This is a genomic window from Autumnicola edwardsiae, assembly GCF_031846505.1.
Taxonomy (GTDB): Bacteria; Bacteroidota; Bacteroidia; order Flavobacteriales; family Flavobacteriaceae; genus Autumnicola; species Autumnicola edwardsiae.
In genome coordinates this window covers 14,497-29,627 of record NZ_JAVRHP010000040.1, presented here as the reverse complement: position 1 = coordinate 29,627, position 15,131 = coordinate 14,497, and the positions used below count along the sequence as shown (strand labels likewise).

Here is a 15,131-nt window from a genome sequence, read left to right as displayed (position 1 = left end):
AGTCTTCTTTACTGGTGGCGTGGGATTCGTCACCGCCAATATGGAAGTAAGGGCCGGGCGTTATGGCAGCAATTTCGCTAATAACATCATCTATAACTCGTAAGTAATTTCCTTATTTACGCAAAGGCTGCTAAAACCAACTTCAATACCTGTATAAAGTTCGGGAGCTTTATCGTCGCAGTTTAGTTGCGGATAAGAGGCCAGGGCAGCGTTGGTATGCCCCGGCATATCAATTTCAGGGATAACGGTGATATAATGCTTTTGTGCATAGGCGACAATTTCTTTGTAATCCTCCTGGGTATAAAATCCGCCTTCGGTATCGCCAACTTCCCTGGACCCGCCAATGCTGGTAAGTTTTGGCCATTTTTTGATTTCTATGCGCCAGCCCTGGTCATCACTTAAATGCAGGTGCAGTTTATTCATTTTATAGGCAGCGAGAAAGTCGATATATTGTTTTACCTCATTTACGCTGAAGAAATGCCTAGAAACATCCAACATGGCGCCCCGGTAGGAATATTGCGGATGATCTTCAATTTTTCCTGAAGACAAATTCCATTCGGTATTCTGAACCTTGTCACTTTCAACTTCCGGCGGAATGAGCTGTCGCAGGGTCTGGATTCCGCGGAACAAACCTTCGGGAGTAGAGGCCTGTAATTGTACATTTTCGGCTGTAACTTCCAAAGTATAAGCTTCGGGTTTCTGAAATTGAGAATTTTCACTGAGGCTTAAGATAATATTTCCGGAGTTTTTATTTTCTTCAGAATTTTGCTTTACCGGAAGCTCAAAGCCTGTTGCAGGGCTTAAGAATTCAGATAAATAGCTGGCAACAGACCTCATTTCTTCTTCATCTTCAGAAATAAGAATAACAGTTTCAGGAGTAATTGTAAAATTTCCTTCATAGTTCTCTATCTGTACGGGAATGGGAATAAGGCTCTCTTTAGACATGTCTTTTTCACTAAAGTTGCGGGACGAAAATGCAAGTGTCAAAAAAAGTGCAAGGCCAAAAATGGCAATTATCGTATTCCTGATGAGGAATTGCTTCTTGTTGAGGTTTTTATTATCCATTCTTAGCTGAAGTTTATTTCCAGTATATTTTGCTTGGTTATCCGGAGGCTAGTTGATTGGTGAAAACCTCAATGCCCGGTCTGCCCGGGCATTGAAGCTGTTGGATTTATCTTTTAAACTGCACTTGCCTTTATTTAGTTACCAGTTTGTTCTGAAGATAATCAAAACTTTGTTCCAGGCTCTGGTAGGGCTCCATTTCAAAGTTTTCCTGTTCGATGATAAGGTGTTTTGCCCCTGCCTCTTCAGTATATTTAAAGATTTCCTTATAATCTACAGCGCCGCTTCCAATTTCAGTATTTAGCTCCGGCTGCTGCTTATCCATATCCTTTACATGCCACAATGGGAACCTTCCAGGATACTTTTTAAACAATTCCGCCGGTTCTATGCCCGCTCTTACCACCCAGTAAATATCCATTTCAAAATAAACCAGGTCCTTATCTGTATTCTCCAAAAAGATTTTATAACCGTTCTCCCCGTCATAATCGTCAAATTCGAAAGCATGATTATGATAAGCGAATTTTAAGCCTTCTTTCTTACACATTTCCCCGGCAGTGTTGAGTTTATCGGCAATCCTTTTATAGTCATCTACAGAGTTGCGCAGGTTATCGGCAATATATGGTGCAATAACATATTCCTGGTCCAGTTTATTGGCTACTTCCAGGATGTAATTTAACTCGTCTTTTGTGCCGTCTTTTTCCAGAAAGGGATCTATTCCGTAGTGTCCACTCGGAGTTTTTATGCCATTCTGCTCAAGGATGTTCTTGAATTCCTCTACGCTTAGCCCCCAGAAACCGTTATCTTTGGAATAGCCATAGGTTTCGGCTTCCTTAAAGCCTATTTCGGCTAATTTTTGAATTGTTCCTTTCACGTCATTCCCTATGGTTTCACGTAAAGAGTAAAGCTGTAATCCCAAAGGTTGGTTACTGGAATTGGCAAATATCGTGTTGGGTAAAAGTGTGGTGGCTGCCAGTGCAAGGCCTGATTGTTTGAGAAAGGTTCTTCTATGTATCATGTTATTATTTTTTAGAGATTGATTAATTGAATACTTTAAAATTTACTATAAATAGCTGAAACTGTTTTTAAATAGAGCTGAAATTTTTAGGTGGTTTTTTCCATTATTCCCTTATAAAAGGACTCTCTTAGTTCCAGATATTTGGACTCTCTTCCCTACCGGTGCGGTAGTTTTCTATAATTTCAATAGCTTCTTCTGTTAAGGAAACAGGATATTTACATGTTTTATTCTGGCATACATAAATAAGCGTCTCATCCTCTACAAGCTTGCTTTTTAAGAGCGGAAGGTTTTCTTTTTTACCTCCCATAAAAATAGAAGTTGGCAAGTACTTTTTCTGAACCTGAAAATTCTTTTGTTCGGCATCCCCACCTACGATGGCAATTTCGTAAGCTCCAAAAGCTTTAGTTCCAATCAATTTTGTCCAGTTCGCGTAAAAGGAAGGATCCCCCATTGCCTGATCATAAATCTGCCCAAGCATTTCTTCGCTCATTGTTGAATATTCTTCATTTTCAAATAGCGTTCCCAGGGCAAAGAGATTTTGTGCCATAACAGAATTTGATGAAGGGATCACATTATCGTCCAGTTCCATTTTTTTGGCGACCAGGTTGTTGTGCTCGTTGGAAGTATAATAAAACATACCACTTTCTTCATCTCTAAAATGAGTAATGGCGTATCCGGTAATTTTCTGAGCTTTTGAGAGCCATTCAATGTTAAAGGTTGTTTGGTAAAGATTAATATAAGCCCGGCTCAATAGCGCGTAATCGTCCAGAAAAGCGTTTATTCCGCTTTTACCGTCTTTATAACTCCTCCATAAGCTATAGTCGGGATTAAGCATCTTGTCGCTTAAAAATTCGGCGCATTCTATTGCCTTGTCCAAATATTCCTCATTTCCGAGGGCCAGAAAAGCATCCAGGTAAGCGTCAATCATAAGAGCATTCCAGGATGTCAGCGATTTATCATCAACAGTGGGCCGATTTCTACTTTGTCTTTCCTCCAGCAGCTTTTCTTTTGCTGTTGAAAGGGAATTCCTGAAATCTTCTGCATCCAGGCCTTCTTTGTTGATGTATTCTTCCGCGGAAAATCTTCGGTAAAGTATATTTTTTCCTTTTTCCCAATTGCCGTAAGGTTCGATGTTGTAATAATTTGAGATCAACTCAACTTCAGAAGAACTTAAGGTGTTGCGGAGTTCTTCAGTAGACCAGACGTAGTACTTTCCTTCTTCACCATCGGTATCGGCATTTAAGGAAGAATAAAAGCCACCCTCGTTATTTGACAATTCCCGCTCTACAAATTCGATGCTTTCTTCTATTACTTCACGATATTCTTCTGATGGTGCAACTTTATAAGCTTTGGAATATAAACTTATCAATTGCGCGTTGTCGTAGAGCATTTTTTCAAAATGAGGGATCAGCCAGTTGGGATCTGTGGTGTATCGGGAAAATCCACCACCAAGCTGATCATAAATTCCTCCCCTGGCCATATTGTCCAGCGTGGTCTTTACCATTTCCAGCACTTCTTTATTTCCGGTTAAGTAATAATGCTGCAAAAGAGCGTCCCAGCTAACGGGCAACGGAAATTTCTGTTCTCCCTGGTAGCCACCTTTTTCTCTGTCAAACCTTGGCTCCCAGGCTTCCATAACAGAGAGATATTCAGTTTCGGAAATTTCATTCTTTTGTGCGCCAAGATCACCCAGGCTGTTTGTGCTTTTAATCCCTTCAGTTAAAGCATTGGCGGTTTCTACTAAAGACTCCTTGTTTTCCTTATACGCGTCAGCGATTTTGGTCAAAATATTTTTCCATTCTTCCGGAGGGAAATAAGTTCCGGCAAAAAAAGGTTTTCCATTGGGTAGTGCTACTGCATTTAATGGCCAGCCGCCGCTGCCGTTTAAAAGCTGGGCAGCATTCATATAAATTTTATCGATATCGGGACGTTCCTCGCGGTCAATTTTTATAGAAACAAAATCGCGGTTCATAATCGCAGCCACGCTGGAGTCCATAAAACTTTCTCTTTCCATCACATGGCACCAGTGGCAGGAGGCATATCCAGCACTAATTATAATGGGTTTATCTTCTTCCTTTGCTTTTTCTATAGCTTCAGGGCTCCATTCGTACCAGTCTACAGGGTTATCTGCATGCTCCCTCAGGTAAGGACTACTGGCTTCAGCAAGACGATTTTCTATTGCGTGCTTTTCCTCCTTCTTGTCTGCACATCCTGCTAAGCAACAAATTGTTATAATTAATAAGCTGAAAGACAGTAGGGATCTGAAATTTATTCTGAATGCCATGGCTATTTTAAATCAAATTTTTCGGGATAAATATAGGGGAATTAAGCCTGTAATAGAATTAAAGTAACATTCCTGTTTTTACTGCGCTTGATTGCTATTGAAGTCAAAGTTTTCATTTTCTAATTCAGATTTCTTTTCTGAATAAAAAAGCGTTTCAGTAAATCTGAAGCTTCACGTTCCATAATTCCGGATTTTACCTTTGTTTTGGGGTGCAGTTGTACGCCCATCGTTCTAAAGCCCCGCTGCAGGTCGTTTGCCGCATAAACAAGCTGCGAAAGCTGGCTCCAGTACAGAGCTCCGGCGCACATCTGGCAGGGTTCCAGCGTTACATACATCGTGCAGCCCTTCAGGTATTTTCCGCCTAAAAAGTTTGCGGCTGCCGTTATGGCCTGCATCTCGGCATGGGCAGTTACATCATTCAAAGTTTCAGTCAAGTTATGGCCCCTGGCAATAATTTTCTCATTGATTACCACTACAACGCCAACGGGAATTTCTCCTCTTTGAAAAGCAATGTGAGCCTCATCCATAGCTCTTTTCATAAAATAGGCATCATCTAAGGGCTTTATCATATCCTGTTTTTACTCGGCAATTGGGGTTTATATGTTCCGAAAGCTTTCCCTGAATTTGATATTATTGCTATGAAATCTTTTAAGGTGCTTCGGGATTTACTGCGGAAAGGTAAAAATTAAAAATAAACCTAAAGAACAGATTTATTAATATTCTTTTGCCTGATATTTTACGGCTTAAAATTCTGCTTCTATCTTTACAGAAAATTAAACAGTTGCAGTTTTGCGGAAGAAACCGGCTGTAAAATGAAATCCATTAAAATTCCTGAATTCAATAATGTCTGGAAAGCTTCTAAATAATATCAACTCCCCAAAGGATCTGAGAAAACTATCTCCGGAAGAATTAAAATCTTTGGCTGGAGAGCTACGGAAATTTATTATTGATATTGTTGCCACTAAAGAAGGTCATCTTGGTGCAAGCCTGGGGGTGGTGGAGCTAACCATCGCACTGCACTATGCTTTTAATACGCCTGAAGATCTCCTGGTTTGGGATGTGGGACATCAGGCTTACGGACATAAAATTTTAACGGGTCGTAGGGAAGTTTTTGAAACCAACCGCCGCCTAAACGGAATAAGCGGCTTTCCAAAGCGAGATGAAAGTATTTACGATACTTTTGGTACAGGGCATTCATCAACATCAATTTCTGCAGCTTTGGGAATGGCCATTGCTTCAAATCTTAAAGGAGAAACAGCAAAGCAACATATTGCGATTATTGGAGATGCCTCCATTGCCAGTGGGATGGCGTTTGAGGGGCTAAATCATGCAGGGGTTTCCAAAGCCAACTTGCTTGTTGTTTTAAACGATAATGCAATTGGCATAGATCCAAGCGTGGGTGCACTAAAACAATACCTTACAAAAGCCAAAGTTGGGTACAAGCCTTCACAGGATAATATTATTGAAGCACTGAATTTTCGATATTTTGGTCCGGTAGACGGACACGATCTGGATTCTCTTTTGGAAACTTTTTCCGAATTGAAGAAAATCCGGGGGCCTAAATTCCTGCATGTAATTACAACAAAAGGAAAAGGCTTAAAAAAGGCTGAAGAAGACCAGGTAAAATATCATGCCCCGGGAAAATTTCAACCGGATACAGGTGAACTTTTGCCTTATGATACCAAAGGTCTGCCTCTAAAATATCAAGATGTTTTTGGGTTGACCCTGGTAGAACTTGCGAAGAGCAATGAGAAAATCATCGGGATCACACCTGCAATGCCTACCGGCAGTTCTCTAAAATACATGATGGAAGTTTTTCCTGAAAGGGCTTTTGATGTGGGAATTGCAGAGCAGCATGCGGTAACCCTTGCTGCGGGGATGGCAACCCGGGGATTCACGGTTTTTTGTGCGATCTATTCCACATTTTTGCAAAGAGCATACGATCAGTTAATTCACGATGTAGCAATACAAAACCTTCCGGTGGTGTTTTGCCTGGATCGTGCAGGTTTGGTGGGGGAAGATGGTGCCACCCATCATGGGGTTTTCGATATTGCGTATTTAAGGTGTATTCCTAATCTAATAATCGCTGCTCCTTCAAATGAGGTCCAGCTTCGGAATTTGCTTTATACTGCTCAACTGAATTTAAAAAGTCCGCTGGCCATAAGATATCCGCGTGGCCGGGGAGTCAAAGTGGAGTGGGAGTTTCCGTTTAAAGAAGTGGAAATCGGCAAAGGCCTCTGCCTTAACGAAGGATCGAAAATTGCCATTTTAAGCATAGGACCTATGGCAGCCAATGTTTCTGAAGCAATTCAGAAATTAGAGGCTTCAGAAAAAGAAAAATTTGGCCACTATGATATGGTTTTTGTAAAACCACTGGATAAAAAATTGCTTCAGAACATCTTCAGAAGGTATAAAACGCTGATTACTGTGGAAGATGGGGCGGTAAAAGGTGGTTTTGGAACTGCTGTGCTCGAATTTGCTTCTGAAATGGGTTTTAAAGGTAAAATAAAGTGCCTGGGAGTGCCGGATAAATTTATTGAGCAGGGAAAAGTAACCGAATTACAAGAAATCTCCGGAATTAGCGTTGAAAATATACTGGCGCAATTAAAAACGCTGGTTTAAAATTTCTATTTTTGCAATTCCGAGAATCTAATTAAAATGAAAATCAGACTTTTAAGTGCACTCCTATGCCTTTTTTCTACAACATCTTTTGCTTCAGCTTTTTACCAGACCACTATTATTCCCGATACGACCAGGGCCGGCGAAGATAATGCTGTCCAGGACTCTGTAGAGACCGATGTGGTTACTTATTGGGACGAGAAAAACGCTGTGGGGCTGGATTTTAACGAAGTGGCTTTTGTTAACTGGAGTAGTGGTGGTAACAACTCCGTTTCGGCTCTAATACACGGCGATTTTGAAAGAAATTACAAGAAAAAACTTACCAACTGGAAAAATTCGGCAGTCATCAGGTATGGTATCAATGCCCAGGAGGGGCGGGAAATAAGAAAGACAGAAGATGAACTGGTGTTTAGTTCTTCTTTTGGTTACAGGAGGGATTCTACTTCTAATTTTTACTATTCGGCAAGAATGGACTTCAATACGCAGTTCACCAACGGTTATCGCTACCCGGAAACAGATATACCTATTTCAAAGTTTATGGCACCCGGGTACTTATTTCTTGGGGTTGGTGCAGAATTTTCTCATCCCGAAGAAGATTTAACCGTCTATTTGTCTCCTATCACCCAAAAATCAACTTTTGTACTCGATCAGCGCCTGGCGAACGAAGGGATGTTTGGTGTGACTCCCGCCGTAAGGGATGAGGACGGGAACCTTATTGAAGAAGGAGAAAGCGTTAGGACAGAATTTGGTCTGCAGTTCACCAACAGATTTTCCAAGGAAGTTTTTGAGAATGTCAACCTTAAGCACAGGCTTAATCTCTATTCAGATTATCTCAATAAATTTGGAAATATAGATGTGGACTGGCAAATTAACGTGAACTTAAAAGTGAACGATTTTATAAAAGCCAATGTTGGTTCGCAGATACGTTACGATGATGATGTAAAGTACAAAGAGGATTTCGACGGCGATGGCGAATTGGAAACCACGGGGCCACGGCTGCAGTTTAAGCAAACACTGGGAGTTGGTGTGGTTTATGAATTCTGAATTTCAAAAATAAAGAGAGCAATCTTCAATTACTGAAAAAATTAAATTCTAAAACCCTTATATTTTTCAAAAGAAGCCACCGTAAAGCCGTCTGTAAGGGAAGCTGTGTAGGAACAAATCTGTAATAGACTTTGATAAACTGATTGCTCTTCAGAGATTTTAAGTTTAGGTACAGACCGTTTTACAAGTTTATCAAAATTAGATTCTGAGCCTGGTTCTTCAGGTAAAAATGCGTGGGTGTAGGTGTCCAGCAAGTGCGTAAGCATTTTGTAACCTGCAATTTCTTTACCTATTACTTCTTCGCTCTGGTAAATGCGTTCCACACTTATTTTAATAATGTCCTTGATCTGTGCCTCATAACTGCTCTTGTCGAACAAAGATTCGTGAAATTCCCCCGCGAGAATAACTTCTTCATTTTTCAGGAATATTTCCACAGCTTCGGTAATAAGGGTGTTTATCGCCAGGGCTCTCAGATAGCTCAACCTGTCTGCAGTATTGGTGAGGCTGTTATATTTAGAAGTATTTATGCTGCTTTTCACCAGTTTTATTAAATATTCCAGCGCATATTCTTCGTCAATAAGACCAAGGTTAATACCGTCCTCAAAATCAATTATCGTGTAGCAAATATCGTCTGCGGCTTCTACGAGAAATGCCAAAGGATGCCTCGAAAAACCGACATTATCGCCCTTTCTTGTTTGGGTTAATCCAAGTTCTTCTGCAACTTCCAAGAAAGTTTCTTTTTCAGACTGAAAGAATCCGAACTTTTTATCGCCAATATTCTGAGTGGGTTTATGCGGTAGGGATTCCTTGGGATATTTCGTGAAAGCTCCTAAAGTAGCGTAAGACAGCCTGATTCCGCCTTCAATCCCCGGCCTGTTTTCGGTTAAAATTTTGAATCCGTTCGCGTTTCCTTCAAATTTCACCAAATCCTGATATTGGGTGGCAGTGAGTTGCTTTTTAAAACGTTGCCCGTTACCATGGCTGAAGTATTCTCCAATTGCCTTTTCTCCGGAATGTCCAAACGGCGGATTTCCGATGTCATGAGCAAGTGCAGCCGCGGCAACAATAGCTCCAAAATCGTTCATCTGGTAACCGTGAATCGTGGAAAGGTGCGGATGTTTTTCCAGGATCTTCTGACCGGCCAGTCTTCCCAAAGAACGTCCAACTACTGAAACTTCCAGACTATGCGTTAACCGGGTATGAACAAAATCGGTTTTTGAAAGCGGAATGACCTGGGTTTTATCCTGAAGGCTACGAAATGCCGAAGAAAAGATAATCCGGTCATAATCTACCTCAAAACCTAAGCGGGTTTCATTTTGTTCTTTTCTAAGCCTTTTATGCGTGTCGCCGTAGCGTTTAAGTGACAGGAGTCGTTCCCAGTTCATTTTGGTTTGTTTGCTTCTGCGGCAAATTTAGTTCACTTTACCGAGAAATTTCCCCTGAGACGTATGGTTTCTCAATTAACTCTGAACATTCTCGTAAACCTATCCCGCAGATTCCGCAGATTTTCGCAGAGCTAAAAGGTTTTTAAGAGATTTTTCTGCGTTTATCTGCGTCATCTGCGGGCCAGCTTTTTTCTAGAGCTTCTAAGGATTCTCAGTAAAATTTATCCCGCAGATTTCGCTGATTTTCGCAGAGCTAAAAGGTTTTTAAGAGATTTTTCTGCGTTTACCTGTGTCATCTGCGGGCCAGCCTTTTTCTAGAGCTTCTAAGGATTCTCAGTAAAGTTTATCCCGCAGATTTCGCTGATTTTCGCAGATCTTAATCGTTAAATAAGTGATCTTATAGATTGTTTACTTTCCGAAAAATTCCGGTTGAAATATTATCTACGTTAAAATTCACCAGAATAGCTAATTTAAGTTTTGTTAGTTTCAAGTAAGTGATGGTCTGCTTATGATGTACTTCTGCAAGGTGTTCTACAGATTTAACTTCAATAATAACTTTGTTTTCCACCAGCAGGTCCAGTCTAAAGCCTACTTCCAGTTTTTCTTCTTCATAATAAACCGGTACGGGAACTTCCTTTAAAACCTTCAGATTATTTTTCTCAAGCTCGTATTTTAAAGCTGCGACATAAACAGATTCCAGCAGCCCCGGCCCTAAGCAATTATACACATTATAAATGGCTCCTCGTATTTTATAGGAAATCTCATTTTCATTCATACTTAGGTTCTAGTGGTGTGAATTTATCCCGCAGATTCCGCTGATTTTCGCAGATTTTAAACTTTTAAACAATATTTTCTGCGTTTATCTGCGCCATCTGCGGGACATATTTTTTTCAGAGCTTCTAAAGATTTTCATTAAAATTTATCCCGCAGATCTCGCTCTCTATGCCGATAATTGGCATTTTAAGATCCGCACATTAAACAGTCGTCACCTTCGCCTTCTTTGGATTGGGCAATGATAGCACGTAATTCTTCCGGGGAAAGGGAACTTTCGTCTGTAACTACGTTAGCAGGAGCCGACTCTTTATTCTGAACCATTTCCGCAGCACGTTCAGAGGCTTTTTGAGAGGTTTCAGCTATTGGTTGCGCTTTCTTCTCCTTTTCCAGGGTAAATTTAATAGCATCAACAGCACTTTTGGTCCTTAAGTAGTACATTCCGGTCTTTAAGCCGCTTTTCCAGGCGTAGAAATGCATGGAAGTCAGTTTTCCGTAGTTCGCATTTTCCATAAACAGGTTGAGCGACTGCGACTGGTCGATAAAATAGCCCCGCTGGCGGGACATATCGATAATATCCTTCATGCTGAGTTCCCAAACCGTCTTGTAAAGCTCTTTAAGCTCCTGCGGAATCACATCTATATCCTGAACCGACCCGTTATTTCTCATAATGGCGTTTTTTACATCATCTGTCCACAGATTTTGATCTACAAGATCTTCCAGCAGGTGCTTATTTACCACAATAAATTCCCCGGAAAGAACCCGGCGGGTGTAAATATTGGAAGTGTAAGGCTCAAAAGCTTCATTATTGCCCAGGATCTGGGAAGTGGAAGCGGTTGGCATTGGCGCCACGAGAAGTGAATTGCGCACCCCGTTTTTCATTACCTGTTTGCGCAGTTTTGCCCAATCCCATCTTCCGCTTAGATCTTCATCTTTTATTCCCCAAAGGTTATACTGAAATTCTCCCTGGCTTATGGGTGAACCTTTAAAAGTTGAGTACGGCCCTTCTTCTTTGGCCAGTTCCATAGAAGCTGTAACTGCTGCGAAATAAAGCGTTTCAAAAATATCGTGATTAAGTGCTTTTGCCTCGTCGCTTGTAAAGGGAAGTCGCAGTTTAATAAAAGTATCTGCCAGCCCCTGTACGCCAAGGCCAACCGGGCGGTGGCGCATATTGGAATTTTCTGCTTCCTTTACCGGATAGTAGTTACGGTCAATTACCTTATTTAGGTTTTTGGTGACGCGTTTGGTGATTTTATAAAGTTCTTTATGATCAAATTCTCCGTTTTTCACGAACATTGGCAAGGCAATGGAGGCGAGGTTGCAAACCGCTACTTCATCGGGACTTGTATACTCCAGTATTTCTGTACATAAATTGGAAGAGCGGATGGTTCCCAGGTTTTTCTGATTCGACTTTCGGTTCGCCGAATCTTTGTACAACATATAAGGCGTTCCGGTTTCGATTTGAGATTCCAGGATCTTTTCCCAAAGTTCACGTGCCTTAATTTTTTTTCTGCCTTTTCCTTCAGCTTCATACTGCGTATAAAGATTTTCAAATTCTTCTCCGTGAATATCAAATAATCCGGGACATTCATGCGGGCACATTAATGTCCATTCCGCATTTTCCTCCACGCGCTTCATAAAGAGATCCGGCATCCACATGGCGTAAAAAAGATCGCGCGCACGCATTTCTTCTTTTCCGTGGTTCTTTTTAAGATCAAGAAAATCAAAAATATCGGCATGCCAGGGTTCCACGTACATGGCAAAAGAACCTTTACGCTTTCCGCCGCCCTGGTCTACATAACGGGCGGTATCGTTAAATACCCTCAGCATGGGGACTATTCCGTTAGAAGTACCATTGGTGCCGGAGATGTAAGAACCTGTTGCGCGAACGTTGTGAATTGATAAACCTATACCACCAGCCGACTGGGAGATCTTTGCAGTTTGTTTTAAAGTATCGTAAATACCATCGATACTGTCGTCCTTCATGGTAAGTAGAAAACAAGACGACATTTGAGGTTTTGGAGTGCCGGAGTTGAAAAGTGTTGGGGTAGCGTGAGTAAAATATTTTTTGGACATCAACTCATAAGTCTCTATCGCGGCTTCTATGTCGTTTAAATGAATACCAATAGAAACACGCATAAGCATATGCTGAGGTCGCTCGGCAATTTTGCCGTTTAATTTCAGTAAATAGGAACGCTCCAGGGTTTTAAAACCGAAATAATCGTAGCCAAAATCGCGGTTGTAAATAATGGTCGAATCCAGCAGTTCTTTGTTCTTCTGAATAACTTCATGAACATCATCTGCCAGTAAAGGTGCCTTTTCACCCGTTCTTGGATTGATGTACTCATAAAGATCTGTCATCACTTCAGAAAAAGTCTTCTTCGTATTTTTATGAAGGTTGGAAACTGAAATCCGCGCAGCGAGTTTGGCGTAATCTGGATGAGAAGTGGTCATCGTCGCGGCAATTTCGGCAGCAAGATTGTCGAGTTCGCTGGTGGTTACATTATCGTATAGGCCTTCTATTACCCGCATGGCAACTTTAACAGGATCTACCAATTCATTAAGTCCGTAACAAAGTTTTTTTACCCTTGCGGTGATTTTGTCGAACATTACGGGCTCTCTGTGCCCGTCTCTTTTTACTACATACATAATACTAATATTTTGAGCCCCTCCCGACCTCCACGAAGGGGAGGAGTTGTGGACGTTTAATTTTCTAAATGTGCTTTCCTTTAATAGAGCCGGGGATTCCCCATTGGGGGTTAAGAGGCTTAAAAATCAGCGTCGAAACTGATTTTATCTGAATCTTTATCTTTATTCATTACGCCGGCTTTCTGGTATTCGCCAACCCTTTTCTCGAAGAAATTCGTTTTTCCCTGCAGGTTGATCATATCCATAAAGTCGAATGGATTGGATGAGCCATATTCTTTTTCGCATTCCAGTTCTACAAGGAGCCTGTCTGTCACAAATTCCAGGTATTGCGTCATCAACTTGGCATTCATTCCAATAAGGCTTGCCGGTAATGATTCGGTAATAAATTCACGCTCAATGTTTAAAGCGTCTATAAGAATTGCTCTAATACGCTCTTTAGGTACCTGGTTAACAAGGTGGTTGTTGTGCAGGTGCACCGCAAAGTCACAGTGTACACCTTCATCCCGGGAAATTAATTCGTTGGAAAAGGTTAATCCGGGCATGAGTCCGCGTTTCTTAAGCCAGAAAATAGAGCAGAAAGATCCCGAAAAGAAAATCCCTTCTACAGCGGCAAAAGCAATGAGACGTTCAGCAAAAGAATCAGATTCTATCCATTTAAGCGCCCACTGTGCTTTCTTTTGAATGGCAGGAAATACTTCAATGGCTTTAAAAAGCTGGTCTTTTTCCTTCTCATCTTTCACATAAGTATCGATAAGGAGCGAGTAAGTTTCAGAATGAATATTCTCCATCATAATCTGAAAACCGTAGAAGAATTTTGCTTCGGCGTACTGAACTTCATTTACAAAATTTTCAGCAAGATTTTCGTTTACAATTCCGTCTGAAGCAGCAAAAAAAGCAAGAATATGTTTAATAAAGTAACGCTCGTCTGAATTTAGCTTATTATTCCAGTCGTTTAAATCCTGATGAAGATCGATCTCTTCGGCTGTCCAGAAACTAGCCTCCATTTTTTTATACCAATCCCAAATATCGTGATGTTTGATTGGGAAAATTACAAACCGATCTTTGTTTTCTTGTAGAATGGGTTCAAGCTGCGCCATGGGGATAGTGTTTTTAGTGTTTTTTAACATAACTGAGTGTAAATATGAAGAAATGTAAATGATTTTGGAAGCTGTAGGTGGAAAGCTTTTCAACAAAGTTTTGAACATATTAGAAAGACCAGTTTACTGATGTGGCAGAAGTTGTTGGTCTTAAAATATTGTTTTTTAATTAATTACAATATGTTAATAACGGGAGATCTATTGTGTTAACAGTTGCTTTAAATGTAGCAATATTGTAGAATTGACGGCTGCTACAGGATGCAGTTCCGCCTGGGTTTTAAGATAAATTTTGAATTTTTGGCGAGTGACCGTTTTCCGTAAGGAACCTAATTTTTGAAAGAATTTTCAAAAAAGATAAATGGCACGAGGTATTGTTCTTTAAAAAGGCTGAGAAGTTGCTGCATAAAAAATTCTGAAAACAAGATCGCAAATTTTTTTGCAGGATTGCTTCAGAATTAATTTTGTGGCCGGTTGCTGAAAATGGCAATTATCGACCTCACATGCTCTGTTTATGAAGCCTTTTACAGGTTGAGCCTGGAGGACTTTCAGGCTGAATTGAAAAAAATCACTTAAGCCTTTCTGCAACCTTCTCGAGTTCCAAATACCAGTCTTCGCCAAATTTACGGATAAGAGCTTCTTTTACAAATTTGTAAACCGGTACCTGAAGTTCTGCACCCAGGCTGCAGGCATCGTCGCAAATTTGCCAGCGATGGTAATTGACAGCAGAGAATTCTGAATAATCCTGGACGCGAACAGGATACAAATGGCAGGAGACAGGTTTCTTCCATTCAATCTCACCCTGATTGTAAGCTTCTTCAATTCCGCAAAGGGCAATTCCCGTATCATCAAAAGTGACATACGCGCAATCTGCACCGTCTATTAAGGGGGTCTCAATTTCACCATTTTCGGTAGTAATTGAAGTCCCCTGTTGTTCTATGGCTTCTATTCCTTTTTTCCGGAGAAAAGGCTTCACTTTTGGATAGATTTCTTCCAGGATTTTCGCCTCCTCTTCTTCTACCGGCGCCCCGGCATCGCCATCTATACAACAGGCTCCCTTACAGGCTGAAAGGTTGCAGACAAAATCATTTTTAATGATCTCTTCAGATACTATGGTTTTTCCTAATTGAAACATACTGCAAATATAAATTTATAAGCTTTTTAAGTGCAAAAACAGAGACGAAATTTATATAAATTTTCGTTTTACA

10 protein-coding genes and 1 pseudogene are annotated in these 15,131 nt (G+C 40.8%); 2 read left to right on the top strand and 9 right to left on the bottom strand.

Annotated elements, in window-relative coordinates; all coding sequences use genetic code 11:
* From RM529_RS09355 to RM529_RS09340, 4 genes and pseudogenes are all read right to left on the bottom strand, one after another.
* Positions 1-945, bottom strand: a pseudogene (locus RM529_RS09355) (beta-N-acetylhexosaminidase); the annotation flags it as partial.
* 250 nt (positions 946-1,195) lie between these two features.
* Positions 1,196-2,077 (bottom strand): sugar phosphate isomerase/epimerase family protein, encoded by an 882-nt coding sequence (locus tag RM529_RS09350; RefSeq protein ID WP_311484529.1) that lies wholly within the window; start codon positions 2,075-2,077, stop codon positions 1,196-1,198.
* Between the two features lie 127 nt (positions 2,078-2,204).
* Entirely contained in the window at positions 2,205-4,361 is a 2,157-nt protein-coding gene (locus RM529_RS09345; protein WP_311484528.1) for a thioredoxin domain-containing protein, read from the bottom strand.
* Between the two features lie 119 nt (positions 4,362-4,480).
* Positions 4,481-4,930, bottom strand: a complete 450-nt coding sequence (locus RM529_RS09340) for a nucleoside deaminase (protein WP_311484527.1) — start codon at positions 4,928-4,930, stop codon at positions 4,481-4,483.
* A 274-nt stretch (positions 4,931-5,204) separates the two neighbouring features.
* On the opposite strand from RM529_RS09340, the gene RM529_RS09335 reads away from it, so the two are divergent.
* Both RM529_RS09335 and RM529_RS09330 read left to right on the top strand, forming a co-directional pair.
* On the top strand, positions 5,205-6,983 hold the full coding sequence (locus RM529_RS09335; RefSeq protein WP_311484526.1) for a 1-deoxy-D-xylulose-5-phosphate synthase: 1,779 nt from the start codon (positions 5,205-5,207) through the stop codon (positions 6,981-6,983).
* Between the two features lie 36 nt (positions 6,984-7,019).
* A complete protein-coding gene (locus RM529_RS09330; RefSeq protein WP_311484525.1) occupies positions 7,020-8,024 on the top strand; it encodes a DUF3078 domain-containing protein in 1,005 nt (334 codons plus the stop codon).
* A gap of 41 nt (positions 8,025-8,065) precedes the next feature.
* Here RM529_RS09330 and dgt read toward each other — a convergent pair whose 3' ends face one another.
* From dgt to RM529_RS09305, 5 genes are all read right to left on the bottom strand, one after another.
* Entirely contained in the window at positions 8,066-9,409 is a 1,344-nt protein-coding gene (gene dgt / locus RM529_RS09325; protein ID WP_311484524.1) for a dGTP triphosphohydrolase, read from the bottom strand.
* Positions 9,410-9,806: 397 nt separating this feature from the next.
* Positions 9,807-10,184, bottom strand: a complete 378-nt coding sequence (locus RM529_RS09320) for a GxxExxY protein (RefSeq protein WP_311484523.1) — start codon at positions 10,182-10,184, stop codon at positions 9,807-9,809.
* 185 nt (positions 10,185-10,369) lie between these two features.
* On the bottom strand, positions 10,370-12,829 hold the full coding sequence (locus RM529_RS09315; protein ID WP_311484522.1) for a ribonucleoside-diphosphate reductase subunit alpha: 2,460 nt from the start codon (positions 12,827-12,829) through the stop codon (positions 10,370-10,372).
* A gap of 119 nt (positions 12,830-12,948) precedes the next feature.
* On the bottom strand, positions 12,949-13,926 hold the full coding sequence (locus RM529_RS09310) for a ribonucleotide-diphosphate reductase subunit beta (protein WP_311484521.1): 978 nt from the start codon (positions 13,924-13,926) through the stop codon (positions 12,949-12,951).
* A 565-nt stretch (positions 13,927-14,491) separates the two neighbouring features.
* Complete coding sequence (locus RM529_RS09305; protein ID WP_311484520.1) at positions 14,492-15,058, bottom strand: DUF3109 family protein; 567 nt, start codon at positions 15,056-15,058, stop codon at positions 14,492-14,494.
* Positions 15,059-15,131 lie beyond the last annotated feature (73 nt).